Below are 24,491 nucleotides of genomic sequence, written 5' to 3'. Positions count from 1 at the left end.
TCATGGCTAAAATTCATGAACTGTCGGTTAACTTAACCAACCAGATTGCGGCTGGTGAGGTAATTGAAAGACCGGCTAGTGTAGTCAAAGAATTGGTCGAAAATGCGATTGATGCTGGTAGTAGCCGTATTCGGGTTGACGTGATTGATGCTGGACTCAAGCAAATTATCGTTCAGGATAACGGTTCAGGTATTGCTGGTAACCAGCTGGAGCTTGCTTTTACCAGGCATGCAACAAGTAAGATCAATACTGAGCATGACTTGTTTAACATAAGTACCTTAGGTTTTCGCGGCGAAGCATTGGCCTCGATTGCCGCTGTTAGTCAGGTGGAAATTCTGACTAATACCGGTAACGCGGCGGGCACGCGAGCAGAATTTACGGCGGGGACTAAAACGATTCAGGAAGATGCTGCTGCAGTCCAAGGTACCCAAATTACAGTTAAGGACCTATTCTATAATACGCCAGCGCGACTAAAGTATTTGCGTAGTCCACGTACGGAAATGATGAAAATTGTTGATATTATTAACCGCCTTGCTTTGGGCTACCCGCAAATAGCGCTCACCTTGGTTAATGAAGGGCGAACCTTGTTGCAAACAGCTGGCAATGGTAACTTGAGTCAGACGGTGGCTAATGTCTACGGACGTAATATTGCCAGTAAAATGATTCCATTCAGCAGCAGTGACACTGATTTTACGGTTTCAGGATTAATTTCCAAACCGGAACTCACCCGATCAACCCGCAACTTCATCTCACTTTTGTTGAATGGTCGCTACATTCGAAACTTCCAGCTGGCAGCGGCAATCTTGGATGGCTATGGCACTAATCTGGCGGTTAAGCATTACCCGATCGCAGTGGTGCGAATTGAGACCGATCCACTGTTAGTCGATGTAAATGTCCATCCCACTAAGCGTGAGGTGCGACTATCTAAGGAAACTGGTCTGCGCCGGTTGATTACTGGGGCAATTAGTGACGCACTACTGGACAAAGAAGTTCAAGGCTCGGCGCTAGCTAACTTGTGGGCAACTAGGGCAACAACCTTAGTTGATCAACTGCAATTTAACTTAAACAAAAATGTGGTCGAAACTGAGCGTGCCCCGGTAGTGGATGAGGTCAATGAAAGCCCAGCAGCGCAAATAAGTAGCAAATCGCACCAGCAATATGTTGACTTGAATCAACCGCGTGATGATGATCGTTATCTAATTACTAAAACTTGGCAAAAAAATGTTGCTCGGCAAGAGCAGCTTACCCCTTTTCCAACTGCTGGCGGGAAAACGGTTATCTCCAAAGGAGATCAACGTTTGGAAAGTAGCCTGCCTGAATTAAGCCTGGTGGGACAGACGAGTAGCTATCTGGTGGCGGCTAGTGCTGGCGATTTATACCTAGTTGACCAGGTAGCCGCTCGGCGGCTTATCAGTTTTCACCAGATTAAGCGTGAACTTGACGGACAGCAGCAGATCAACCAGCAGGGTTTGCTTACTCCTTTAATGTTAGAATTCGGCAATTTCGAGTTTATCCAGATTAAGGACAAGTTGAACGAAATCAAAAAAATTGGTCTCTTCCTCGAAGACTTTGGGCAAAATACTTTTGTTTTGCGGTCCTATCCCACTTGGCTCAATGGAGAGCTAGAAAAGTCAGTACGCGCTATCCTTGACCGTTTCTTGAATGTTGACCAGAACAATTTGGCCAACTTGTTTAAACACATTGCTGCTGATCAGGCGCAACGGGCAGTTACTGGCCGTGAAAAATTAACGACGGCGGATTGCGAAGACCTTTTGGCGCACTTACGAGCACTGACTGATCCCTACCATGATGCTAACGGTCAGGTAGTAATTGTGCGGTTGCGGCAGAGTGAATTACAAAAAATGTTTAAGAAGGATTAAGTTAATGTATGAATATTTAGCTGGAAAAATTAGTGCAATAAAGCCGAACTACCTTGTTATTGATGTTGGCGGTGTGGGCTATAAAGTCTTCAGCCCCACTCCCTTTGCCTACCAAGAGGGCCAAAAGGTCCAAGTTTTTATTGAACAGATTGTCAGGGATACTGGCATTGCCCTGTATGGTTTTCAATCTGAAGCAGACAAGGGGCTTTTTTTGAAGTTGCTTAGTGTGAGCGGAATCGGACCCAAGTCGGCCTTGGCGATTATGGCTGCCGAGGATAGTAACTCTCTTGCTGCGGCTATCGAGCAAGGTGAGGTCAAGTACTTGACCCATTTTCCTGGAGTGGGCAAGAAGACGGCGTCGCAAATTGTGCTCGACTTAAAGGGCAAGTTGGGCGACTACGTTCAAAAGCTTAACCAAGCTAGCGACCAAGAAGTCGGACCAGAGTTAAACGATGCGCTACTGGCCTTACTGGCTCTGGGTTATACGCAAAAAGAAGTCGACCGCATTACGCCTAAGTTGGCAGAAGAAGATGAGTTAAGCGCTGAACAATATATTAAAAAAGGCTTGGCCTTACTTCTTAAGAAGTAATTATTGCTATAATGGAAGTAAAGTATTAGAGGGGGAGTGAAACAGGTGGCAGATAATGAAAAGATGCTTGTTTCGGCTGAAAGTCAGGGACAAGCGGAAGAGCAGACGGAATTCACGTTGCGCCCGCAGACGCTGGACGAGTATCTGGGCCAGGAGCGGGTCAAAAAAGAGCTGGCAGTATATGTTGAAGCCGCCAAAAAGCGTGATGAAGCCCTCGACCATGTTCTGTTATATGGACCACCTGGTTTAGGAAAGACAACCTTGGCATTTGTAATTGCCAATGAACTCGGGGTGCACTTAAAGAGTACGAGTGGCCCCGCCATTGAGAAGGCGGGGGACCTAGTTGCCTTGCTGACCGACCTAGAGCCAGGTGATATTTTGTTTATCGACGAGATTCACCGCCTGGCTAAGCCGATTGAAGAAGTACTCTATTCGGCGATGGAAGATTACTATGTTGATATTGTCATTGGTGAAGGTCAGACAACTCATGCGGTTCACGTTCCGCTGCCACCCTTTACCCTGATTGGTGCAACAACTCTGGCTGGTCAATTGGCAGCGCCGCTGCGTGATCGCTTCGGGATTGTGGAGCATTTGCAGTATTATAAGACCGCTGAATTAGGCAAAATTATTAGCCGGTCTAGCGCGGTTTTTAACATTAAGATTGCACCCGCGGCCACCCAGGAACTGGCTCGGAGGTCAAGGGGAACGCCGCGGGTGGCTAACCGTCTGCTCAGGCGAGTGCGCGATTTCGCCCAAGTTAAGGGTGAATCAGTAATTTCCCTTCCGACTGCGGCAGCTTCGCTTAAGCAGCTGCAAGTTGATGATGAAGGTCTAGACCAGACCGACCGCAAGATTTTGCAGGTAATTATCAAGAACTATCACGGTGGACCGGTTGGTATTCGGACGCTGGCCGCTAATACGGGAGAAGATGTGGAAACAATCCAGTCTTTATACGAACCCTACTTATTGCAGCAAGGTTTTCTGTTGATGACGCCGCGCGGGCGGATGGTAACAAAGAAGGCGTATTTGCAGCTAGGGCTGCCTGTTCCAAATGAGTAGTGCAAATACGCAATAGTTTTTGTATAATTAACTTGATTGATATTTTTAAACTGATGAGGTGTAAAATTGAATACTTTATTTTTAGCAGCTAATACCGGCATGAATGGCATCTGGACAATTGTGATTTTTGCAGTTTTGATTGGCTTGATGTACTTTACCATGATCAAGCCCCAAAAGAAGCAGCAACAGCAAAAAATGGAAATGATGAACGAGCTGAAAAAAGGTGACCACGTGGTCATGATTGACGGACTCCATGGTAAGATTGACGCGGTTAACACTGAAGATAAGACCGTAGTGGTTGACGCTGATGGTATCTACCTGACCTTTAACCGGATGGCAGTGCAGCAGATCATCTCTGCCGCTTCTTCTGAACCAGTGGAAGCTGAACCCGCCAAAGAAGCTAAACCTGCTGAGCCGGCTAAAAAGCCAACAAAAGACCAAGCAAACGATTCTAAAGATGATTCAGCAGAATAGCAAGAAGTGCCAGTTTGGCACTTTTTATTTTGGCTAGTTTGGTAAGATTTTGCTTAACTGGGGTCAAAGACTAAAGTTTCTAAAGAAAGTATTATAGAATAAGACTAATCAAAAGTATTTTAGGGAAAGGATCTTTTCATGAAAAATATTCCAGTGGTGATGATTATTTTTGGCGGAAGCGGCGATCTGGCTCACCGTAAACTTTATCCAGCCCTGTTCAATCTCTATGAACAGGGACTGATTCACGATAATTTTGCGGTTATTGGCACCGCCCGCCGCCCGTGGACCAATGACTTCTTGCGCGATCAGGTCAGTGACGCCGTTCATGAAACGCATAGTGCCGTCAATGAAAATGACTTAAAAACCTTTGCCAGTCACTTTTACTACCAATCTCATGATGTGACCAATATTGACCATTACAAGACACTTAAAAGTTTAGCCCAGGAACTTGATGACCGCTATAGTGCCCAGGGTAATCGAATTTTCTATATGGCGATGGCCCCACGCTTTTTTGGTGCGATTGCGGAACATATCAATGACCAGCACCTGACTAGTACGGGCTTCAATCGGATTGTAGTGGAAAAACCATTTGGCCGCGATTTAGCTTCGGCTGAAAAGTTGAACCAACAAATTACGGCTTCCTTTGCTGAAGACGATATTTTCCGGATCGATCATTATTTAGGTAAGGAAATGATCCAGAATATTTTGCCGCTGCGGCTGACTAATCCGCTAATTAAAAACGTCTGGAATAATTCTACAATCAAAAACATTCAGGTAACCTTGGCCGAGCAGCTCGGCGTTGAAGCGCGGGGAGGCTACTATGAAACTTCAGGTGCTCTGCGGGATATGGTTCAAAATCATATTTTTCAAATTATTACCCTGCTGGCGATGCCCGAGCCTGAGGACTTAAGCTCTAAGAGTATTCATGCTGCTAAACAGGAATTATTGGATAGTCTACTGATTCCTAGTGAAGCTGAAATTGCCCGGCACTTTGTGCGTGGTCAGTATCTAGGGAGTGATACAACTTTTGCCTACCGGCAGGAAGCTAATGTTGCGGCTGATTCAACCACAGAGACTTTTGTGGCTGGTGAGGTCAAGTTTAAGCAGGGACCCGTGGCGGGGATGCCGATCTACTTTAGGACGGGTAAGGAGATGCGGGAAAAGAAGAGCCGGATTGACATTGTGTTAAAACACATGTCCAACTTATACGGTCAGGCCCATTCTAATAACATCACGATTGTGATCGATCCCGACATGCAGATTTACATTACGATTAATGGCAAAAAAATCAATGAACCTGGTATTCGGCGTGAAAACTTGGGCTACCATTTTGCAAAAGAGGAAGAAGCCCAAGTACCAGATGGCTATGAACGGCTTTTACGGGATGTTTTTGTCAATGATGCAACAAATTTTACCCAATGGAACGAACTGAAGAAATTCTGGCTCTTTATTGATGCGGTTGAAGCGGCCTGGCAAAAAGATAACCAAGCTGGACAAGAACCAGCTCAGTACTTGCCATATCGCATGGGGCCAAAGGCTGCAAGTGAAATATTTGAGTCAGCGACTGAGCGCTGGATTTATGAATGACTATAGCGACGGCTTGCTCCCGCAGAATGACACCCACCGCAAAATCATCCATATTGACATGGATGCCTTCTATGCTGCTGTTGAAATTCGAGATCATCCCGAGCTTAAGAATAAGGCGGTGGTCATTGGCCAAGATCCCCGCAACAACAATGGGCATGGGGTCGTTGCAACTTGTAATTACGTTGCCCGGCAGTTTGGTGTCCATTCAGCCATGGCCTCGACTAAGGCGTTGCGGCTGGTTCCCCAAGAGAAGTTGAAGTTTTTAAACCCAGATTTTGCCAAGTATCGTCAGGTTTCGCTAGCGATTCATCAAATGATGGCTGAGCTGACCGATACTATTCAATCGATTGCTTTAGATGAAGCTTACTTGGATGTGAGCCAGAATAAACTTGGCGCTACTTCATCAGTTCAACTGGCCATTGATTTGCAGGCACGCATAAGAAAAGAAGTTGGCTTGAACTGTTCGTTCGGTGCAACGTATAACAAGTTTTTAGCCAAAATGGGGTCGGAGTACTCGAAGCCCCTTGGGCGGACAGTCATTCTTCCAAGTGAAGCCAAGGCATTTTTAGCCCAGCAAAAAATTGCTAACTTTCACGGTATTGGTCCCAAGACACAGGCTCGACTAGCTGAGCTGGGAGTTTATACCGGTGGTGATTTGCAAAAAATGCATGTTCGCCAGCTGATTGATCAATTCAATCGTGCGGGATATATGATGGCTGCGCATGCTAATGGTATTGACTTGTCGCGAGTAGTCCCTGATAATGAACGTAATCGTAAGTCAATTGGAATCGAGCGTACTTATGAGCCTTGTGTCTATGATGAGCAAGTAGCCCTGACCAACATCAGGAATTACGCCCTTGACTTGTCGGAGAAATTGCAAAATCGTGAATTTTTTGCTAACACTATTGTTTTGAAAATTCGCAATAATGATTTTGAAACAGTCACTAAGCGTCATAAGTTAGACCATGCGACCAATGCTTCAACTGAAATTTATGAAGCTGCGCGCGCCCTGTTTGATCCTCTGGCCACGCAATTCTTAAATGTTGGTATCAGATTGCTTGGTGTTACCGCAACTGACTTTTCTGAGGCAGACTTCGAGAACATTACTTTAGACTTGTTTACAGATTGAGTAAGTTTTCTGGTAAAATAGTTAAAGTACTAAAGAATATTTTTTAAGGAGAAATTAAATGAACACATTTGCAGAGATTTATCAAAAAATTGAGGAATACTCAACCATTATTTTGCATCGTCACACCAGTCCAGATCCAGATGCTTTAGGCTCACAAGCTGGACTTGCACGGTCATTAAAGTTGGAATTTCCTGACAAGCGGATTCTGTGTGCTGGCGACAATGATGAGGGTGACCTGGCTTGGATTAATAAAATGGATGACGTCAAGGAAGAAGATTACCATGGTGCTTTGGTAATTACGACCGATACCGGTAACACGGCTCGCATTGCTAATAAGTTATATGACCATGGTGAAGTGCTAATTAAGATTGATCATCATCCCAACGTTGAACCATACGGTGACCTTAATTACGTTGAAGAAGATGCCCCTGCTGCTTCGCAAATTGTGTCTGAATTCATTATGGAGCGAAATTTGCCTTTGACAGCTGAAGTTGCATATCCCTTATATGCTGGTCTTGTAGGCGATACTGGGCGGTTTATGTATTCAGAAACTAATGTCCATACCTTCTTAGTGGCCGCAAAGTTGACATCAACCGGGATCGACATTAACGAAATTGCCCGTAACATTAGCGACGTGACCTTTGAGCAAGCTAAGCTACAGGCAGAGACATTGGATAGCATGAAGGTTGACCCTAGTGGTGCCGCCTATGCTGTTTTAACCCAAAAAATGTTGGATAAGGTCGGAGTTGATGCGGAACAGGCAGCTTGTACAGTTTCTACCCCAGGTCGAATCAAGGACATCATTGCTTGGAACGTGTTTGTAGAAAAGCCAGACGGTACTTTCAGAGTGCATTACCGGTCCAAGGGTCCTGTAATCAATGACTTAGCCGCCCAACATGATGGTGGAGGTCACGCTCTAGCCAGTGGTGCTAATGCTAAGGACCTGGCGGAAGTAAAGCAGGTCTTTGCTGAACTGGTTGAAGTAACTAAGAAATACCAGGAGAAGCATGAGTAATATTTTTCAAGATGAACAGCTCAAACCTGCCGTTAGGTCGGGCCTGACTAAGATTAACTTCAGTACCCCGACGCCGGTTCAGGAAAGAGTGATTCCGGTTTTACTAGCGGGTCAGAATACAGTAGTGCAAGCTGTTACTGGGTCGGGCAAGACTCACTCCTTTTTAATTCCGGTGCTGAATGAGCTCGATGAAGGTCTGGAGTATCCGCAGGCCATCTTAACTGCTCCTAGTCGTGAATTATCAGAACAACTCTATCAGGTTGCCCGGCAATTGCGTGATGCGACGGGACTCAATATTTCAATTGCACACTTTGCGGGGGGCAGTGACCGTGACCGCCAGCTAAAGAAACTAGCTAATCATAAACCGCAAGTGGTTATTGCAACACCGGGTCGTTTACATGATTTTGTGGAAAAGAAACTACTACCCCTTGATGATGTAAAAAGTTTCGTCATTGATGAGGCCGATATGACTTTAGATATGGGCTTTTTAAGCGATATCGACTTCATTGCCCAGAGATTGCCCAAAAGTACTACCTTTGCTGCATTTTCGGCGACCATTCCAGTTAAGTTAAGCAATTTTTTGCGTAAGTACATGTCCAAGCCAGAGCAGATTGTTATCGATAATCCGGCTGTAATTTCGCCAACTATTAAAAATGACCTAATTGACGTTGGTGCGAAGAAGCGCAAGCGGGTTTTATACCAACTATTAACGATGGGGCAGCCTTACTTGGCTTTGGTTTTTGCTAATACCAAACAAACGGTTGATGAGTTAACACGTTTCTTACAGGACGAAGGCTTACGCGTTGCTAAGATTCATGGCGGGATTACCGAGCGAGAACGTAAGCGCACTCTGCGCGAGGTTAAGGCTGATCAGTACCAGTACGTTGTAGCTACAGATCTGGCCGCCCGCGGCCTTGATATTGATGGTGTTAGTTTAGTGGTCAATTATGAGCTTCCGCGTGATCTGGAATTTGTGGTGCACCGCATTGGGCGGACTGGGCGCAATGGGATGTCTGGTCATGCCGTGACTTTGATTCGTGAAGATGAAATGAAGAGTATTGCGGGCTTAGAAAAGATGGGGATTCACTTTGACTTTGTGGAAATCAAAAATGAGGAATTAGTTCCGCGTAAACACTACCGTAGTCGCCGCGACCGTAGTGCAACTGTTCATGATGTTGACACTAAGGTAAAAGGCTATGTAAAAAAGGTCAAAAATAAACGCAAACCTGGCTATAAGAAAAAAATCAAACAGGTGATTCAACGTGATCGGGCCCAGAAACGTAAGCTTGAGCAGCGTCATCAGCTTAGAAAGGCAATGCGTCAGCGCAAGGCACGCCATGATAGCCAAGCATAAAAAGGCAAAACTGGATTTTCAGTTTTGCCTTTTCTATTCAAATCAACTAATGATTACTGCAAATAAAATTTATGGTATTTTTTTAACAGTTAGCCTTGTTAAGTTGCCGAAAAATTGATAAATTTAAACTATCTAGGTTACAAATTAATACATTTTAGGCAAAAGGAGGAAATTATGGAAGTTATTGAACATGAGCAAGTACTGCTGGAAAAATTATCAAACTGTTCGCGAAAAAGGTACCGGGTAGTAGATTTTTGTGAAGATGCAGCTATCAGTCGGCGGCTTTTTTACCTGCGATACCACAATATGAGTGACATGTTTACGGAAGTGCTGAAAATTCAGATTAGAAGAACCTTGCGTTCTAATAGTGGAGAATCAATTACGCAAATGTTTTTCCGCATGCTTGAAAAAATCAAAAAAAACAAAATTTTTTATGCTAATATTCGGTTAATTTCAAAGGATCCGCGAATCTTTTACCATGACTTACGTAAGGAATATGCGCAAGCAATTGAAAATTATTTGCGTCCGCGAGGAGCCTTTTCTGTTACGCAGGTTGAAATGGTTGCCAATGGAATTTATGCAATTATCGATAATTGGATATTACATGAGTGTGAGCATCCGATTGTAGATGTCTTTCAAAGCATTCGCATACTATTAGATGATCTTACTAGAAAGATTAATAGAAATAAATAGGCTGATTTAAAAGGATGTTGGCAACAACATTCTTTTTTTTGCAAAAAAAGCTTGCAAAAGGGGAAAATAGTTGCTAGTATTAATAACTGTCGTCAGGGCAAGAAGCAGTACAGCGCAGAGCCAGGCGACGAACAAAAGCCGAACGAAAAGAGTTGACAAAGAGCAACCGGTTAGGTAAGATAAGAAAGCTGTTTTGCAAGAAACAGGGAAGTAGTACCTTGAAAACTGAACAATGTTTTCGCAAAGTGTGCGGGTTATAAAAAACCCAAAACAAAAGAGCGAAGTCAATTTCGCAAGCAAATAAATCCGAGATTAACATCTTGGAAAAATGAGCAAACATCAAACCGAATGTAAAAATGAGAGTTTGATCCTGGCTCAGGACGAACGCTGGCGGCGTGCCTAATACATGCAAGTCGAGCGAGTGAAGCAGTAGAAGTCTTCGGACGGAAACGGTGGAACGAGCGGCGGATGGGTGAGTAATACGTGGGCAACCTGCCCTCTAGCTTGGGATACCACTTGGAAACAGGTGCTAATACCAAATAAGAAGTAAGAGCGCATGCTCAAGCTATAAAAGGCGGCGTAAGCTGTCACTAGAGGATGGGCCCACGGTGCATTAGCTAGTTGGTAAGGTAACGGCTTACCAAGGCGATGATGCATAGCCGAGTTGAGAGACTGAACGGCCACATTGGGACTGAGACACGGCCCAAACTCCTACGGGAGGCAGCAGTAGGGAATCTTCCACAATGGACGCAAGTCTGATGGAGCAACGCCGCGTGAGTGAAGAAGGTTTTCGGATCGTAAAGCTCTGTTGTTGGTGAAGAAAGACAAGAACAGTAACTGGTTTTTGTTTGACGGTAATCAACCAGAAAGTCACGGCTAACTACGTGCCAGCAGCCGCGGTAATACGTAGGTGGCAAGCGTTGTCCGGATTTATTGGGCGTAAAGCGAACGCAGGCGGGAAGACAAGTCAGCTGTGAAAGCCCTCGGCTTAACCGAGGAAAGTCAGCTGAAACTGTATTTCTTGAGTGCAGAAGAGGAGAGTGGAACTCCATGTGTAGCGGTGGAATGCGTAGATATATGGAAGAACACCAGTGGCGAAGGCGGCTCTCTGGTCTGTAACTGACGCTGAGGTTCGAAAGCATGGGTAGCGAACAGGATTAGATACCCTGGTAGTCCATGCCGTAAACGATGAGTGCTAAGTGTTGGGAGGTTTCCGCCTCTCAGTGCTGCAGCTAACGCATTAAGCACTCCGCCTGGGGAGTACGACCGCAAGGTTAAAACTCAAAGGAATTGACGGGGGCCCGCACAAGCGGTGGAGCATGTGGTTTAATTCGAAGCAACGCGAAGAACCTTACCAGGTCTTGACATCTCCTGCAAGTCTAAGAGATTAGATGTTCCCTTCGGGGACAGGAAGACAGGTGGTGCATGGCTGTCGTCAGCTCGTGTCGTGAGATGTTGGGTTAAGTCCCGCAACGAGCGCAACCCTTATTATTAGTTGCCAGCATTAAGTTGGGCACTCTAATGAGACTGCCGGTGACAAACCGGAGGAAGGTGGGGACGACGTCAAGTCATCATGCCCCTTATGACCTGGGCTACACACGTGCTACAATGGTTAGTACAACGAGGAGCAAGCCTGTGAAGGCAAGCGAATCTCTTAAAGCTAATCTCAGTTCGGATTGCACTCTGCAACTCGAGTGCATGAAGCTGGAATCGCTAGTAATCGCGGATCAGCATGCCGCGGTGAATACGTTCCCGGGCCTTGTACACACCGCCCGTCACACCATGAGAGTTTGTAATACCCAAAGCCGGTAGGATAACCTGCAAAGGAGTCAGCCGTCTAAGGTAGGACAGATGATTAGGGTGAAGTCGTAACAAGGTAGCCGTAGGAGAACCTGCGGCTGGATCACCTCCTTTCTAAGGAAGCAAATAGGTGGAGAGTAGGAATACTAAAAGAAGCCTAGGAGCAGGAAGCACACTTTGTAAACATTGTTTAGTTTTGAGGGTAGTACCTCAAGAGTTAGTACATTGAAAACTGAATATAATCCAAGAAAAAACCGAGAAACAATCAAATCAAAAGAGAACAGATTGCACGAGCGACCGAGAAGAGTAAGATCTTAGAAGTAAGGTCAAGTAAAGAAGGGCGCACGGTGGATGCCTAGGCACAAGCAGGCGAAGAAGGACGTGACGAACCACGAAAGGCTTCGGGGAGCAGTAAGTAAGCGATGAACCGGAGATATCCGAATGGGGGAACCCAATGCATGCAGATGCATTACTAATAAGTGAATCAATAGCTTATTAGGGCGAGACGCAGTGAACTGAAACATCTAAGTAGCTGCAGGAAGAGAAAGAAAAATCGATTTCCCAAGTAGCGGCGAGCGAAACGGAAAGAGCCCAAACCAGATGATTTATCATGTGGGGTTGTAGGACTGCAAGAAGGTAGCGTAAGTGATAGCAGAATTACCTGGGAAGGTAAGCCAGAGAGGGTGAGAGCCCCGTAAGCGAAATTGCGAGCGCGCCGAGCAGGATCCTGAGTAGGTCGGAACACGAGAAATTCCGATTGAAGCAGCGAGGACCATCTCGCAAGGCTAAATACTAGCATGTGACCGATAGTGAACCAGTACCGTGAGGGAAAGGTGAAAAGAACCCCGGAAGGGGAGTGAAAGAGAACCTGAAACCGTGTGCCTACAAGTAGTCAGAGCCCGTTAAGGGGTAATGGCGTGCCTTTTGTAGAATGAACCGGCGAGTTACGTTAATTAGCGAGGTTAAGTCCAAAAAGGACGGAGCCGGAGCGAAAGCGAGTCTGAAGAGGGCGAGTAAGTTAGTGGATGTAGACCCGAAACCAAGTGACCTACCCATGACCAGGTTGAAGGTGCGGTAAAGCGCACTGGAGGACCGAACCCACGTAAGTTAAAAATTGCGGGGATGAGTTGTGGGTAGCGGTGAAATTCCAAACGAACTTGGAGATAGCTGGTTCTCTCCGAAATAGCTTTAGGGCTAGCCTGGTGCGAGGATGATCATGGAGGTAGAGCTCTGTTTGGACGAAGGGCCCATCAAGGGTTACTGAATTCAGATAAACTGCGAATTCCATGGATCAAAGCACTGGAGTCAGACTGCGAGTGATAAGATCCGTAGTCGAAAGGGAAACAGCCCAGATCACCAGTTAAGGTCCCAAAATCTATGCTAAGTGGAAAAGGATGTGGAGTTGCGTAGACAACTAGGATGTTGGCTTAGAAGCAGCCATCATTAAAAGAGTGCGTAATAGCTCACTAGTCGAGTGACTTTGCGCCGAAAATTTACCGGGGCTAAGCATAGTACCGAAACTGTGGATGTGTAGTAATACACGTGGTAGGAGAGCGTTCTAAGGGCGGAGAAGCTTAACCGAGAGGATAAGTGGAGCGCTTAGAAGTGAGAATGCCGGTATGAGTAGCGCAAGATAGGTGAGAATCCTATCCGCCGAAAGACTAAGGTTTCCTGGGGCAGGCTCGTCCGCCCAGGGTAAGTCGGGACCTAAGGCAAGGCCGAAAGGCGTAGTCGATGGACAACAGGTAGAAATTCCTGTACTGCGTTAGATCGTTAAAAACGAAGGAGGGACGCAGGAGGCAAAGAACGCATGGCGCTGGAAGCCCATGTTTAAACGATAAGTGTGGAGAAGAGTCAAATGCTTTTTTCCGGAAAGCACAAGTCGTGATGAGGAGCGAAATTAAAGTAGCGAAGGTTCTAGAGTCACACTGCCAAGAAAAGCTTCTAGTGAGAGCTAACGTACCCGTACCGCAAACCGACACAGGTAGTCGAGTGGAGAACACTAAGGTGAGCGAGAGAACTCTCGTTAAGGAACTCGGCAAAATAGCCCCGTAACTTCGGGAGAAGGGGTGCTGGTGTAAGAGCCAGCCGCAGTGAATAGGCCCAAACAACTGTTTATCAAAAACACAGGTCTCTGCAAAGTCGAAAGACGACGTATAGGGGCTGACACCTGCCCGGTGCTGGAAGGTTAAGGAGAGAGGTTAGCGTAAGCGAAGCTTTGAACTGAAGCCCCAGTAAACGGCGGCCGTAACTATAACGGTCCTAAGGTAGCGAAATTCCTTGTCGGGTAAGTTCCGACCTGCACGAAAGGTGTAATGATTTGGGCACTGTCTCAACGAGAGACTCGGTGAAATTATAATACCCGTGAAGATGCGGGTTACCCGCGACAGGACGGAAAGACCCCATGGAGCTTCACTGCAATTTGATATTGAGTAGCTGTTAAACATGTACAGGATAGGTAGGAGCCAGAGAAGATAGTACGCCAGTATTATCAGAGGCAATGTTGGGATACTACCCTTGTTTGATGGCTGCTCTAACCAGGGCCTCTAAGCGAGGCATGGGACAGTGTCAGATGGGCAGTTTGACTGGGGCGGTCGCCTCCTAAAGAGTAACGGAGGCGCCCAAAGGTTCCCTCAGAATGGTTGGAAATCATTCACAGAGTGTAAAGGTATAAGGGAGCTTGACTGCGAGAGCGACAACTCGAGCAGGGACGAAAGTCGGGCTTAGTGATCTGGTGGTACCGCATGGAAGGGCCATCACTCAACGGATAAAAGCTACCCTGGGGATAACAGGCTTATCTCCCCCAAGAGTTCACATCGACGGGGAGGTTTGGCACCTCGATGTCGGCTCGTCGCATCCTGGGGCTGAAGTAGGTCCCAAGGGTTGGGCTGTTCGCCCATTAAAGCGGCACGCGAGCTGGGTTCAGAACGTCGTGAGACAGTTCGGTCCCTATCCGTCGTGGGCGTTGGAAATTTGAGAGGAGCTGTCCTTAGTACGAGAGGACCGGGATGGACATACCGCTGGTGTACCAGTTGTTCTGCCAAGGGCATAGCTGGGTAGCTACGTATGGAAGGGATAAGCGCTGAAAGCATCTAAGTGCGAAACCCCCCTCAAGATGAGATTTCCCATACGAAAGTAGTAAGACACCTCAAAGACGATGAGGTAGATAGGCTAGGAGTGGAAGAGCCGTGAGGTTTGGAGTGGACTAGTACTAATCAGTCGAGGACTTGACCAAAGCGAGTGCAAGCTAAAGATTGGGGAAGGGAATTTTCGAAGGATTATATTTAGTTTTGAGTGTAAAAACTCAAAAAGAGAAAAGTACGGTGGCAAGAGCAAGAAGGAAACACCTGTAACCATGCCGAACACAGCAGTTAAGCTTCTTAACGCCGAGCGTAGTTGGTGGGAGACTGCCTGCGAGGGTAGGACGCTGCCGTGCTTTTTTAATATTCCGGCTTAGCTCAGTTGGTAGAGCGCTTGACTGTTAATCAAGATGTCGTCAGTTCGAGTCTGACAGCCGGAGTATATGGAGTGTTGTCCGAGCGGCTTAAGGAGCATGATTGGAAATCATGTATACGGGTTAATCCTGTATCGAGAGTTCAAATCTCTCACACTCCGCTAATATAAAATAAAAGGCTGATATATCAAGGTATTCAGTCTTTTTGTTTGCTTTCGCACGGCAAAGAAATATAAAAAATCAATGTGAAAGCACTAGGTCAGTAATAATTTTTCTATAATTACTGGCGAAGTTGGTATATATTGACTTTAGGGTATGTAGTACTTAATGGGCAAGCTGTAGGCAAATTAAGCTTAACTGTAGCAAATTTCGACATATTTAAAATTTACGGTGGTTTTTAAAAATGGATAAGAACAAACAAGATAATTTGATGATCTACTTAAATTTAAGCAGTGATAGAACTAAAATAACGAGCCATGTTGAGAGAATACTTGATAATAGTATCTTTTTTTGCGTGTATACTGAGAGAGATTTCTTAACAGTATTACAATGGCTTGGACTTATCGGGGCTTATTTCAATGTTGGTAAAGGAGAAGAGGTAGATGATATTCATGAATTTGTCTATGAAATTACTATCACGGATTATGGACTTGATATCGGGAAGAAGCTTTTAAAAGAATCCATGAATAATGGCTTTGATTTTTCGAAATATTTAAAATAAAACAGCAAAAGTATTAAAGATGAGTTATCAAAAGTTGGATATTATTATCATGCTAGTAAGCGTTATCCCTATCTTACCGAAACTGTAGCAATTGTGTGAAACCGAGAGTGAATGATGGATCAAAATATGAACCCCAAAAAACAAGAGAATTTGCTTATTTATTTTAATTTTCTCAGAGAAGAAAGAAAAATCGAAAGTCATTTAGAAAAATCACTTGATAATACTATCTACTTTTGTGTATACTCCGATAAAGACTTTTTTACTGTCTTGCAATGGCTCGGACTTGTTGGAGCCTTTTTCAATTTTGGTAAAGCAACAGAAGTAGATGATATTCATGATTTTATGTATGAAATCACGATCACAGATTATGGTTTAGATTTAGGGGAAATTTTAAAAAAAGCTTCGGAATTAGGCTTAGACATATCTAAATATTTAAAGTAAAACTAACAAAAGCACTCACCAGAGTGATTTTTGAGTACTTTTCAATTGCTAATCAAAGTTTTTGTGTCTATAATAGAACAGATATTCGTATTCAAGAAGAGGATGCAGATGAGCAAGGAATTTGATCAGCAATTAGATGATTTTTTTAAAAACTACCAAGATCGCGGCATGAAAAAATGGCAGGGTTTTTTTCTCAGTGACCATACGGCAACCATGAATAGGGATAATTACCAGCGCTCCACCGTCTATTCTAAAAAGGAGGCGATGACTGAAGCGGTAATAAGTGGAATGTTACTAAAGGCCTATGCTAACCACCTGCCCGTTACTGTCCAGTTAAAAGAGGTCGATTTAGAGGGCAATTTGCAGCCTAATATTGTCGGTTTTGTTCAAGGCTATGACATGGATGGAATCATTATTTCAGGAGAAGTGCTTAAGCTTGATAATATTAACCACGTTGACTTTCAATGTGCTGGCCTGGGATTGTAGTAAAAACGTTATTCTATCTCTGGGCAATTGCGTGCAGTGCTATTAAGAAAGAATGACTACGGGTTTAGACATTTTCACTGACTGAGTAAAGATGGTGTTTTTTATTTTTTTAAAAGTTGAATTTTGTGAATAGCATTTTGGATATTGTCAGGGACGAGAGCAAAGTTTAGGTAGTCGCAAACCGCGGTTCCCTGTAACTTTTTTGCAAAAAAGCTAGACAAGTATAAAATCCTATGGTAAAGTTTTAAGAGTAGTCGAGAGACGACAATGAGATGGAGGATTAGCTCAGCTGGGAGAGCATCTGCCTTACAAGCAGGAGGTCATAGGTTCGAGCCCTATATCCTCCATAACCTAGAAGAGAATGGAGGTAACTTCATTCTTTTTTCTTTAACCAACAGCATGTTGCAACATGCTGCTTTTTTGCCTTTAAAGAAAAATTGGATAATTTTACCAAATTAGTGCTTTTTAAGTACGCAACCTGAACTTTTATACCAAAGCACTTAATAAGGTTGATTGAGAAAGCGCTAACACCATATAATAAACTTGTCGATAGAGTAATTGATCTTAACGGCCGAAAGGAAAATTATGATATTAGACAAACTATTATTGAATAATCAGCTAACTGGACAGGAAAGCGTAATTTTAAAGTTCATTCGTAGAAATCCGCAGAAGGTGTTAGGTATGACGGTTAATGAATTAGCCAAGGCAAGTTATTCTAGTGCTTCTTCGGTAATTCGTTTATGTCAAAAAGCCGGAGTTAGCGGATTTAAAGAATTTAAATATAAGATGGCAACTGAATTACCAACAATTATCGAATTAGATAATGATTTGAAAAGTAGTTCTTTTTCTGGTAATGAAAAGCCCAAAAAAGTTTTGAATCAAATTGAAACAGTCCACCACAACGCTTTAAGTTATACAAAAAATATCTTTGATACGGAATTATTAGCTCGTGTAGCCGAATTAATTAATAATGCTGAAAGAATAGAAATTTATGGTGATGGCTTAAATTACCCTTTAGCCCAGTTATTTTGCCTTAATTTTCAAGAAATTGGCGCTGACGCTCAAGCCTATGACTCTGTAAATTTAATGCATGCAAAAACTTACGAAAAGACTGAACAAAAACCCTTGGCGTTTATTTTAACTCATACAGGAAATAATATTCATATGTACGATACTGCAAAACGGTTGAAGTCAGAAAATTATAAGCTGGTAGTGGTTTGCGATTCGGTTAAGCGCAAAATCTGTCAGTTTTGCGATGAAACGATGGTAATTATGACAACAAAAAACACATTAGAATTGAGTAACATCGTTTATATTTCCTCAATTCAGTATCTTTTTGACGTACTAATGTCCCTAAAAATGTTAAGCAATTATTCAAAAATTAGTGAAGTATCGGATAAAGTAGAACAAGAAAAGGATCAAACAAATTGTTAAATAAAGATTTTTTATGGGGTGGTGCTGTAGCGGCCAACCAGTATGAAGGAGCTTGGAATGTTGATGATAAAGGAATTAGTGTAGCAGATGTAATGACCAAGGGAAGTGTCGATTGCCCCAGAAAGATAACGAAAGGTATTGTAACGGGTGAAGAGTATCCCAATCACCTTGGCATTGATTTTTATCATCATTACAAAAAAGAAATTAAGTTGTTTGCCGAAATGGGGTTTAAATGTTTCCGTTTAAGCATTGCTTGGTCGAGAATTTTTCCAAAAGGAGATGAAAATAAGCCTAATGAAAAGGGCCTAGCTTTTTATGATCAAGTTTTTGATGAGTGCCTAAAGTATGATATCCAACCCATAGTAACTTTGTCTCACTTTGAAATGCCGTATTATCTTGCTGAACACTGCGGTGGTTGGCGAAATCGAAAAATGATTGATTTTTTTCTGAAATACGCTAAAACTTGTTTAAAAAGATATCGTGGCAAAGTTAAATATTGGATGACTTTTAATGAAATAAATAATTTGATTGATATCGATAATCCGTTTAATGCCTGGACCGGTGCGGGCGTTTTGTACTGTGATGATGAAAATCAAGAGCAAACAATGTATCAAATTAGTCATTATCAGTTTGTTGCTAGTGCTCTAGTGGTCCAAGCAGCAAAAAAGATTGATCAAACTAATCAGGTTGGTTGCATGTTGCATTTAGGACCGATCTATCCTGCAACTTGTAAACCACTTGATCAAATTGCTAGCTTGAAGGCAATGGATCGGCGTTTCTTTTTTAGTGATGTTCAAATTAGGGGAACTTATCCTTCGTATATAGCAAAATATTGGCAAAATCGAAAAATTAAATTAGATATTACCCAAGAAGACCTAATCAATTTAAAAAAAGGGACAGTAGATTTTTTGGGATTTAGTTATTATAAATCAACAATTGCCCAGTTTGATGCAGATGACAATTTTGTGGAGAAGGCTAACCCACATGTTTCTAAGAGTGCTTGGGGATGGGCAATTGATCCTGTCGGACTACGGTATATTTTAAATGTTGCTTATGAACGCTACCAAAAGCCACTATTTATAGTCGAAAATGGCTATGGCGCCTACGATAAAATAAAGAACGACATTGTTAATGATGACTACCGCATTAAGTATTTATCCGATCATGTTGTTCAAATGTTAAAGGCAATTGAAATAGATGGTGTTAAAGTTATTGGCTATACGCCATGGGCTGCAATTGATATTGTCAGCGCGTCTACTGGCGAAATAGAAAAACGCTATGGATTAATCTACGTTGATTTAGCAGAAGTGAAAAATGGAAAAGCAGGAACTTATTATAAGCAATCGTTTAATTGGTATAAAAAAGTAATAAGAACTAATGGAGCGTGTTTAGCTAATCAAGTGAGGATAGAAAATTGAATACTTTTATTAACAAAAAACTAGTACCAATTGTTATGAGATTTACTAATACTAAAATTATTATGGCCCTGAAAGATGGAATGATGTTTGTGTTGCCGTTTCTGATTGTGGGTTCGTTATTTTTACTGTTGGCAAATATTCCGGTACCAGTAGTCGCTAACGTAATTACAAAGAGTGGCTGGGCTGATGTCTTTAACCAAATCTATCAATCGTCTTTTTCCTTAATGGCAATTTTTGCAGTTATTGGAATTTCCTATACTTATATTAGAAATGAAAAAGTTGATTCGCCCTTTTCGGGCAGTTTGGCGGCCTTAGGTGCATTTATCATGTTGTTACCTTCTGAGGTTAAACCACAAACAGGACAAGCTATAGCTAATGTTATTTCAAAAACATGGACCGCAGGGCAAGGCATGATTTGTGCTATTCTGGTTGGGCTAGCTAGTGGTTTTATTTACAGCCTTTGTGTCAAAAAAGACTGGCGGATTAAGCTGCCTGCAGGAGTCCCACCAGCAGTGTCTAACTCGTTCATGGCGCTTATCCCCAGTGGTGCTGTTTTGGTTTGTGCTGGAGCAGTTTGTGCAATTTGTAAGTTTTTGGCTAACACAAGCTTTACGGAACTAATCTATTCAGCAATTCAAATTCCACTTCAGGGTGTAACTGATTCTTTAGGTGGAGTGATAATCATGACCATCATGATGTCAATTTTATGGTGGTGTGGAGTTCACGGTGGTGCCATTTGTGGCGCCATTCTAGCTCCAATTTTGCAGTCTAATATGTCTTCAAATCAAGCCATCTTAGATGCTGGTAAAAAGTTAACTGTAAGCAATGGGGGACATATTTTCACACAACAATTTTGGGATAATTATTTGTGTATGACGGGTGCTGGAATTGTGATGGGGTTAGTGATTTACATGACCTTTTTCGCAAAGTCTTCGGCTCTGAAAGAATTAGGCAAGCTTTCAATTTTCCCTAATTTTTTTAATATTAATGAACCGGTTATATTTGGTGTACCCATCGTAATAAACTTGTATTTGCTTGTTCCATTTATTGTTTTTCCGACCATGATAGGCATTGTCAGTTACTTACTGATGCAGACGGGACTTTTACCCTTGTTTTCGGGAGTCATGGTTCCATGGACAACGCCACCAATTATTTCTGGCTTTTTAATTGGCGGCTGGCGGACAGCTTTATGGCAAGTAGCAATTATCGTACTATCAGCAATTGTGTATTGGCCATTTATCAAAAAATATGATCAATTTTTATTATCTCAGCAAAATTCTGAAAATTAATACTAAAGCTCAATGTCTACTAAACTAGTCATTGAGTTTTTATTTGATTTCTTGATCAAAAATAAATTGTCCTTTTCAGTGATTAATTCTTGCATTTTGACATTCATCGGGTATACTATTGAATGTGCTTTGGTTCAGAGCATGATCTGGCCCGTTGGTCAAGCGGTTAAGACATCGCCCTTTCACGGCGGTAACATGGGTTCAAATCCCGTACGGGTCACTTTGGAGGATTAGCTCAGCTGGGAGAGCATCTGCCTTACAAGCAGGAGGTCATAGGTTCGAGCCCTATATCCTCCATCGTTCTAAGGACTACCAAGATAGGTAGTCTTTTTTTTACAAAAGAACGAATAATTTATCGGTTCAAGTCCTGAGAGGATCCATTAGTGGAGATGCCTTGTAACCGAATAGCGATGTCTATCAAGGGGGACTATTATGGAAAAACGTTTATTTACTTCAGAATCTGTTTCAGAAGGCCATCCAGATAAGGTTGCAGACCAAATTTCGGATGCAATCTTAGATGCAATTTTGGCTCAAGATCCTGATGCTCACGTGGCTTGTGAGACAATTGTTACCACGGGGATCGTGTATGTGTTTGGTGAAATTTCGACTAGTGCATACGTCGACATTCAAGGGGTTGTGCGCAAGACGGTTCTACGGATTGGCTATGATAAGCCAGAACTTGGCTTTGATGGTAATAACTGTGCTGTCTTGGTCGATATCGACGAACAGTCGCCAGATATTGCTGGCGGCGTTGACAACTCGCTTGAAGTCCGTGAGCACCAATCAGATTCAGATCAACTGGACCAAATTGGTGCGGGTGACCAGGGGTTGATGTTTGGCTTCGCCGTTGAGGAGACACCAGAATTAATGCCATTGCCAATTTCACTCGCACACCGCCTAATGCGGCAAGTGGCTAAATTACGTAAGGATAGTACGCTACTGTGGCTACGTCCGGATGCTAAAGCCCAAGTAACGGTTGAATACGGTGATGATCAAAGACCAAAACGCGTTGATACCGTTTTGATTTCGACTCAAACAACCGCGGATGTAACTAATGAAGAAATTCGGCAGGCGATGATTGACCTAGCAATCAAAAAGGTTATCCCCGCTGAATATCTTGATGAAAAGACTAAGTATCTGATTAACCCGTCTGGCCGCTTCGTGATCGGCGGACCTAAAGGGGACTCAGGTTTAACTGGTCGCAAGATTATTGTTGATACGTATGGTGGGTATGCCCGCCATGGTGGTGGGGCTTTTTCGGGTAAGGATCCGACTAAGGTTGACCGCAGTGCCAGCTATGCTGCCCGCTATGTGGCTAAAAACATTGTGGCAGCTGGGTTAGCCTACCGCTGCGAAGTTCAACTAGCTTATGCCATTGGGGTTGCTACTCCAGTATCAATCATGATTGATACCGCAGGTACGGGTAAAGTTAGCGATGAGTTGCTCACGCGGGCTGTTCGTCACGTCTTTGATCTGCGTCCAGCTGGCATTATCAAGATGCTTAACTTGCGCCGACCAATCTATGAACAGACTGCAGCTTACGGTCACTTTGGCCGTACTGATATTGATTTGCCTTGGGAGCAAACCGATAAAGTACAAGCACTTTTAGATTTTATTAAGTAGAATAATGATGGTGAAGGAGCTGAGAATTTGAAAAAAACAAACGTAGCAGTGGTTACAATTGCAATTTTTATGACCACATTTATGACTGCCATAGAGGGGACAATCGTGTCGACGGCGATGCCGACGATCGTTTCTGACCTCAATGGTTTGGAAATCATGAGCTGGGTTGTCTCGATTTTCCTGTTTATGACGGCTGTTTCAACTCCTTTATACGGAAAATTAGCTGACAGTATTGGTCGTAAGCCCGTCTTCTTGTTTGGTATTGTCCTGTTCATTATTGGCTCTGCTCTTTGCGGGCAGGCCAACAATATGGTCGAATTAATTCTGTTTCGGGTTATTCAAGGCCTAGGATCAGGGGCGGTTCAACCAGTGGCGATGACAATCATTGCTGATATGTATGCCTTAGAGAAGCGAACCAAGATGTTGGGATTGAATTCTGGCTTTTGGGGTGTGGCCTCCGTAATTGCACCATTACTTGGTGGATTTATCGTCCAACAGCTTTCCTGGCACTGGGTTTTTTACATTAATGTACCGATTGGCCTGGTAGCATTGGTCTTGGTTACTGTCTTTTTAAACGAATCCAAGACTAAGTCCAAATCTAAACTAGATCTTAAAGGTACCTTTTGGCTAATTGTCCTGCTCTTAACGTTGATGTTCACCTTACAGGAATTGGGTACGCTGAGACCGCTGATTTTGCTCATTTTAGCGGCAGTAGTCGTAATCAGTGCAATTCTCTTCTACCGCGAAGAAAAGCGGGCAGACGACCCGATAATGCCGTTGTCGATGCTCAAAGGTAAGGAGTTCCTAGCAGTGAACATGATTACCCTGTTGGTTGCAGGTGTGGTAATCGGGTTCGAATTTTATATTCCGACCTGGATGCAGGGCATCAAGGGTACAAGTGCTACGGTAGCCGGTTTTGCAGTCACGCCCAGTTCTGTAATGTGGGTAGTTGGTTCCTTCCTAATTGGGGGAATGCTCGGACGCTGGGGTTTGCGTAAAACTTTCTATGGGATGCTTACGCTGCTCCTCATTGTGGATGGGCTCCTCTTGCTGGTTCCGATGAATACCCCATTTTGGGTCTTTTGCCTGATTGCGACAATTAATGGTATTGCCTTTGGATCCATTTTAACTGCTTCACAGGTTCGCTCGCAGGTTCTGGTTGAACCAAGCAATATTGGAGTTGCCACCTCCTTCAACACCTTGATGCGGTACTTGGGCCAAACCATGATGGTTTCAATTTATGGCATTACCTTCAATACAGTAGTTGCCGGTCAGTTGGCGCAGCATCCGAAACTAACACAGGGGATGATGAACAAGATTGTTTCATCAGCGAAGGCCCAGGAATTAGCCACAAATCTAATTCCGCAGCTGCGCCAAGTGTTATTCAGTGCCTTAAAGGGTGTCTATGTAGTTTCATTAGTGGCAATTCTACTCTCATTTATTTTCAATAGTACTTATCAAAAAAACCAGCAAGTATAAAAACTAAAAAGGAATCGAATTTTCGATTCCTTTTTGCTTGCGCTCAATTGTGAGCTGAAGAGTAGCCAAAGTGATCCCAAAATGAACATTAATAACTATCAAATAAGCCGATAAGTACTAATAAAAAGGGTTAACCTTAGGCTGGTAAAAGCCAGTAGGGAAAAATATTGAAATTCGCCCGCAATAAATAAAAATTATGCGCTAGTCCCCTGATCAAAAAGAAAGCCCTTTCTTTTAAAAAAGGATGTGAGCTTTTTATTTCCCACAATATTCACTCTAAGGTAATTAAAGTGCAACTAATAGATACTTAGTCATACTGAAATTGCTAGCTAATAATTTGTGATTAAGATAACAATTATAATAAAAGATGTTAAAAATCTTACGGCTATATGATATATTCACGTGATAAATTTTAAGGACTTTAAAATAGGATAAGGGGTGATTAGAACCATTAGAAAATAAAATATGCCGTAAGTGTTAGTTAGTAGTGTTACACGTCTGAGGTAAGAGGCTATCATTAGGCAGACGATTTACCTGCGTGTGGATATTTTAAGAGCTAGTGCGGT

General features: G+C 43.3%; 17 protein-coding genes, 5 tRNA genes, 3 rRNA genes and 1 riboswitch. All 25 genes read left to right on the top strand.

Annotation, left to right across the window (positions count from 1 at the left end; all coding sequences use genetic code 11):
- The first annotated feature begins 2 nt into the window (after positions 1–2).
- A complete protein-coding gene (gene mutL, locus ACSYSN_RS05605) occupies positions 3–1,880 on the top strand; it encodes a DNA mismatch repair endonuclease MutL (RefSeq protein ID WP_491711917.1) in 1,878 nt (625 codons plus the stop codon).
- Positions 1,881–1,884: 4 nt separating this feature from the next.
- A complete protein-coding gene (ruvA, locus tag ACSYSN_RS05600; RefSeq protein ID WP_491711916.1) occupies positions 1,885–2,469 on the top strand; it encodes a Holliday junction branch migration protein RuvA in 585 nt (194 codons plus the stop codon).
- A gap of 63 nt (positions 2,470–2,532) precedes the next feature.
- The gene (ruvB, locus tag ACSYSN_RS05595; RefSeq protein WP_491712910.1) at positions 2,533–3,528 is read left to right on the top strand and encodes a Holliday junction branch migration DNA helicase RuvB; all 996 of its coding nucleotides are present in this window, start codon (positions 2,533–2,535) and stop codon (positions 3,526–3,528) included.
- A gap of 66 nt (positions 3,529–3,594) precedes the next feature.
- Positions 3,595–4,002: a preprotein translocase subunit YajC gene (gene yajC / locus ACSYSN_RS05590; RefSeq protein WP_491711915.1), complete on the top strand. Its 408-nt coding sequence runs from the start codon at positions 3,595–3,597 to the stop codon at positions 4,000–4,002.
- Positions 4,003–4,140: 138 nt separating this feature from the next.
- Positions 4,141–5,589, top strand: coding sequence for a glucose-6-phosphate dehydrogenase (gene zwf, locus ACSYSN_RS05585; RefSeq protein WP_491711914.1), 1,449 nt, complete (start codon positions 4,141–4,143; stop codon positions 5,587–5,589).
- Positions 5,582–6,718: a DNA polymerase IV gene (gene dinB / locus ACSYSN_RS05580; RefSeq protein WP_491711913.1), complete on the top strand. Its 1,137-nt coding sequence runs from the start codon at positions 5,582–5,584 to the stop codon at positions 6,716–6,718. Before zwf ends, dinB begins: the two co-directional genes overlap by 8 nt.
- A 58-nt stretch (positions 6,719–6,776) precedes the next feature.
- On the top strand, positions 6,777–7,733 hold the full coding sequence (locus ACSYSN_RS05575; protein ID WP_491711912.1) for a DHH family phosphoesterase: 957 nt from the start codon (positions 6,777–6,779) through the stop codon (positions 7,731–7,733).
- Entirely contained in the window at positions 7,726–9,087 is a 1,362-nt protein-coding gene (locus ACSYSN_RS05570; RefSeq protein ID WP_491711911.1) for a DEAD/DEAH box helicase, read from the top strand. The genes ACSYSN_RS05575 and ACSYSN_RS05570 overlap by 8 nt, the downstream gene beginning before the upstream one ends.
- 174 nt (positions 9,088–9,261) lie before the next feature.
- Entirely contained in the window at positions 9,262–9,780 is a 519-nt protein-coding gene (locus ACSYSN_RS05565; protein ID WP_491711910.1) for a hypothetical protein, read from the top strand.
- Between the two features lie 352 nt (positions 9,781–10,132).
- A 16S ribosomal RNA gene (locus ACSYSN_RS05560) occupies positions 10,133–11,694 on the top strand.
- A 210-nt stretch (positions 11,695–11,904) separates the two neighbouring features.
- Positions 11,905–14,815, top strand: a 23S ribosomal RNA gene (locus ACSYSN_RS05555).
- An 84-nt stretch (positions 14,816–14,899) separates the two neighbouring features.
- A 5S ribosomal RNA gene (gene rrf / locus ACSYSN_RS05550) occupies positions 14,900–15,016 on the top strand.
- Together the 16S, 23S and 5S rRNA genes with 2 tRNA genes alongside form the textbook arrangement of a ribosomal RNA operon.
- An 11-nt stretch (positions 15,017–15,027) precedes the next feature.
- Positions 15,028–15,100: transfer RNA gene (locus ACSYSN_RS05545), tRNA-Asn, on the top strand.
- A 5-nt stretch (positions 15,101–15,105) separates the two neighbouring features.
- Positions 15,106–15,195, top strand: a tRNA-Ser gene (locus ACSYSN_RS05540).
- Between the two features lie 242 nt (positions 15,196–15,437).
- A complete protein-coding gene (locus tag ACSYSN_RS05535; RefSeq protein ID WP_491711909.1) occupies positions 15,438–15,755 on the top strand; it encodes a hypothetical protein in 318 nt (105 codons plus the stop codon).
- A 111-nt stretch (positions 15,756–15,866) separates the two neighbouring features.
- Complete coding sequence (locus ACSYSN_RS05530; protein ID WP_491711908.1) at positions 15,867–16,196, top strand: hypothetical protein; 330 nt, start codon at positions 15,867–15,869, stop codon at positions 16,194–16,196.
- 108 nt (positions 16,197–16,304) lie between these two features.
- Complete coding sequence (locus tag ACSYSN_RS05525; protein ID WP_491711907.1) at positions 16,305–16,682, top strand: hypothetical protein; 378 nt, start codon at positions 16,305–16,307, stop codon at positions 16,680–16,682.
- A 274-nt stretch (positions 16,683–16,956) separates the two neighbouring features.
- Positions 16,957–17,029 (top strand) — tRNA-Val (locus ACSYSN_RS05520).
- A 238-nt stretch (positions 17,030–17,267) separates the two neighbouring features.
- Entirely contained in the window at positions 17,268–18,116 is an 849-nt protein-coding gene (locus ACSYSN_RS05515; RefSeq protein WP_491711906.1) for a MurR/RpiR family transcriptional regulator, read from the top strand.
- Positions 18,110–19,534 carry a 6-phospho-beta-glucosidase gene (locus tag ACSYSN_RS05510; protein WP_491711905.1) on the top strand — a complete coding sequence of 475 codons (1,425 nt, stop codon included), beginning with the start codon at positions 18,110–18,112 and terminating at the stop codon, positions 19,532–19,534. The genes ACSYSN_RS05515 and ACSYSN_RS05510 overlap by 7 nt, the downstream gene beginning before the upstream one ends.
- Positions 19,531–20,823 (top strand): PTS sugar transporter subunit IIC, encoded by a 1,293-nt coding sequence (locus ACSYSN_RS05505; RefSeq protein WP_491711904.1) that lies wholly within the window; start codon positions 19,531–19,533, stop codon positions 20,821–20,823. Before ACSYSN_RS05510 ends, ACSYSN_RS05505 begins: the two co-directional genes overlap by 4 nt.
- 148 nt (positions 20,824–20,971) lie before the next feature.
- A tRNA-Glu gene (locus tag ACSYSN_RS05500) sits at positions 20,972–21,043 on the top strand.
- A gap of 4 nt (positions 21,044–21,047) precedes the next feature.
- Positions 21,048–21,120: transfer RNA gene (locus tag ACSYSN_RS05495), tRNA-Val, on the top strand.
- A 56-nt stretch (positions 21,121–21,176) separates the two neighbouring features.
- A riboswitch (SMK box riboswitch) is annotated at positions 21,177–21,258 on the top strand.
- Positions 21,256–22,446 carry a methionine adenosyltransferase gene (gene metK, locus ACSYSN_RS05490; RefSeq protein ID WP_491711903.1) on the top strand — a complete coding sequence of 397 codons (1,191 nt, stop codon included), beginning with the start codon at positions 21,256–21,258 and terminating at the stop codon, positions 22,444–22,446. Its footprint overlaps the riboswitch before it by 3 nt.
- 27 nt (positions 22,447–22,473) lie before the next feature.
- Complete coding sequence (locus tag ACSYSN_RS05485) at positions 22,474–23,925, top strand: MDR family MFS transporter (RefSeq protein WP_491711902.1); 1,452 nt, start codon at positions 22,474–22,476, stop codon at positions 23,923–23,925.
- Positions 23,926–24,491: the final 566 nt, after the last annotated feature.

It is taken from the genome of Lactobacillus sp. ESL1191 (genome assembly GCF_058504435.1).
The sequence above is the reverse complement of the archived record's forward strand: the minus strand, read 5'-3'. Positions and strand labels throughout refer to the sequence as shown.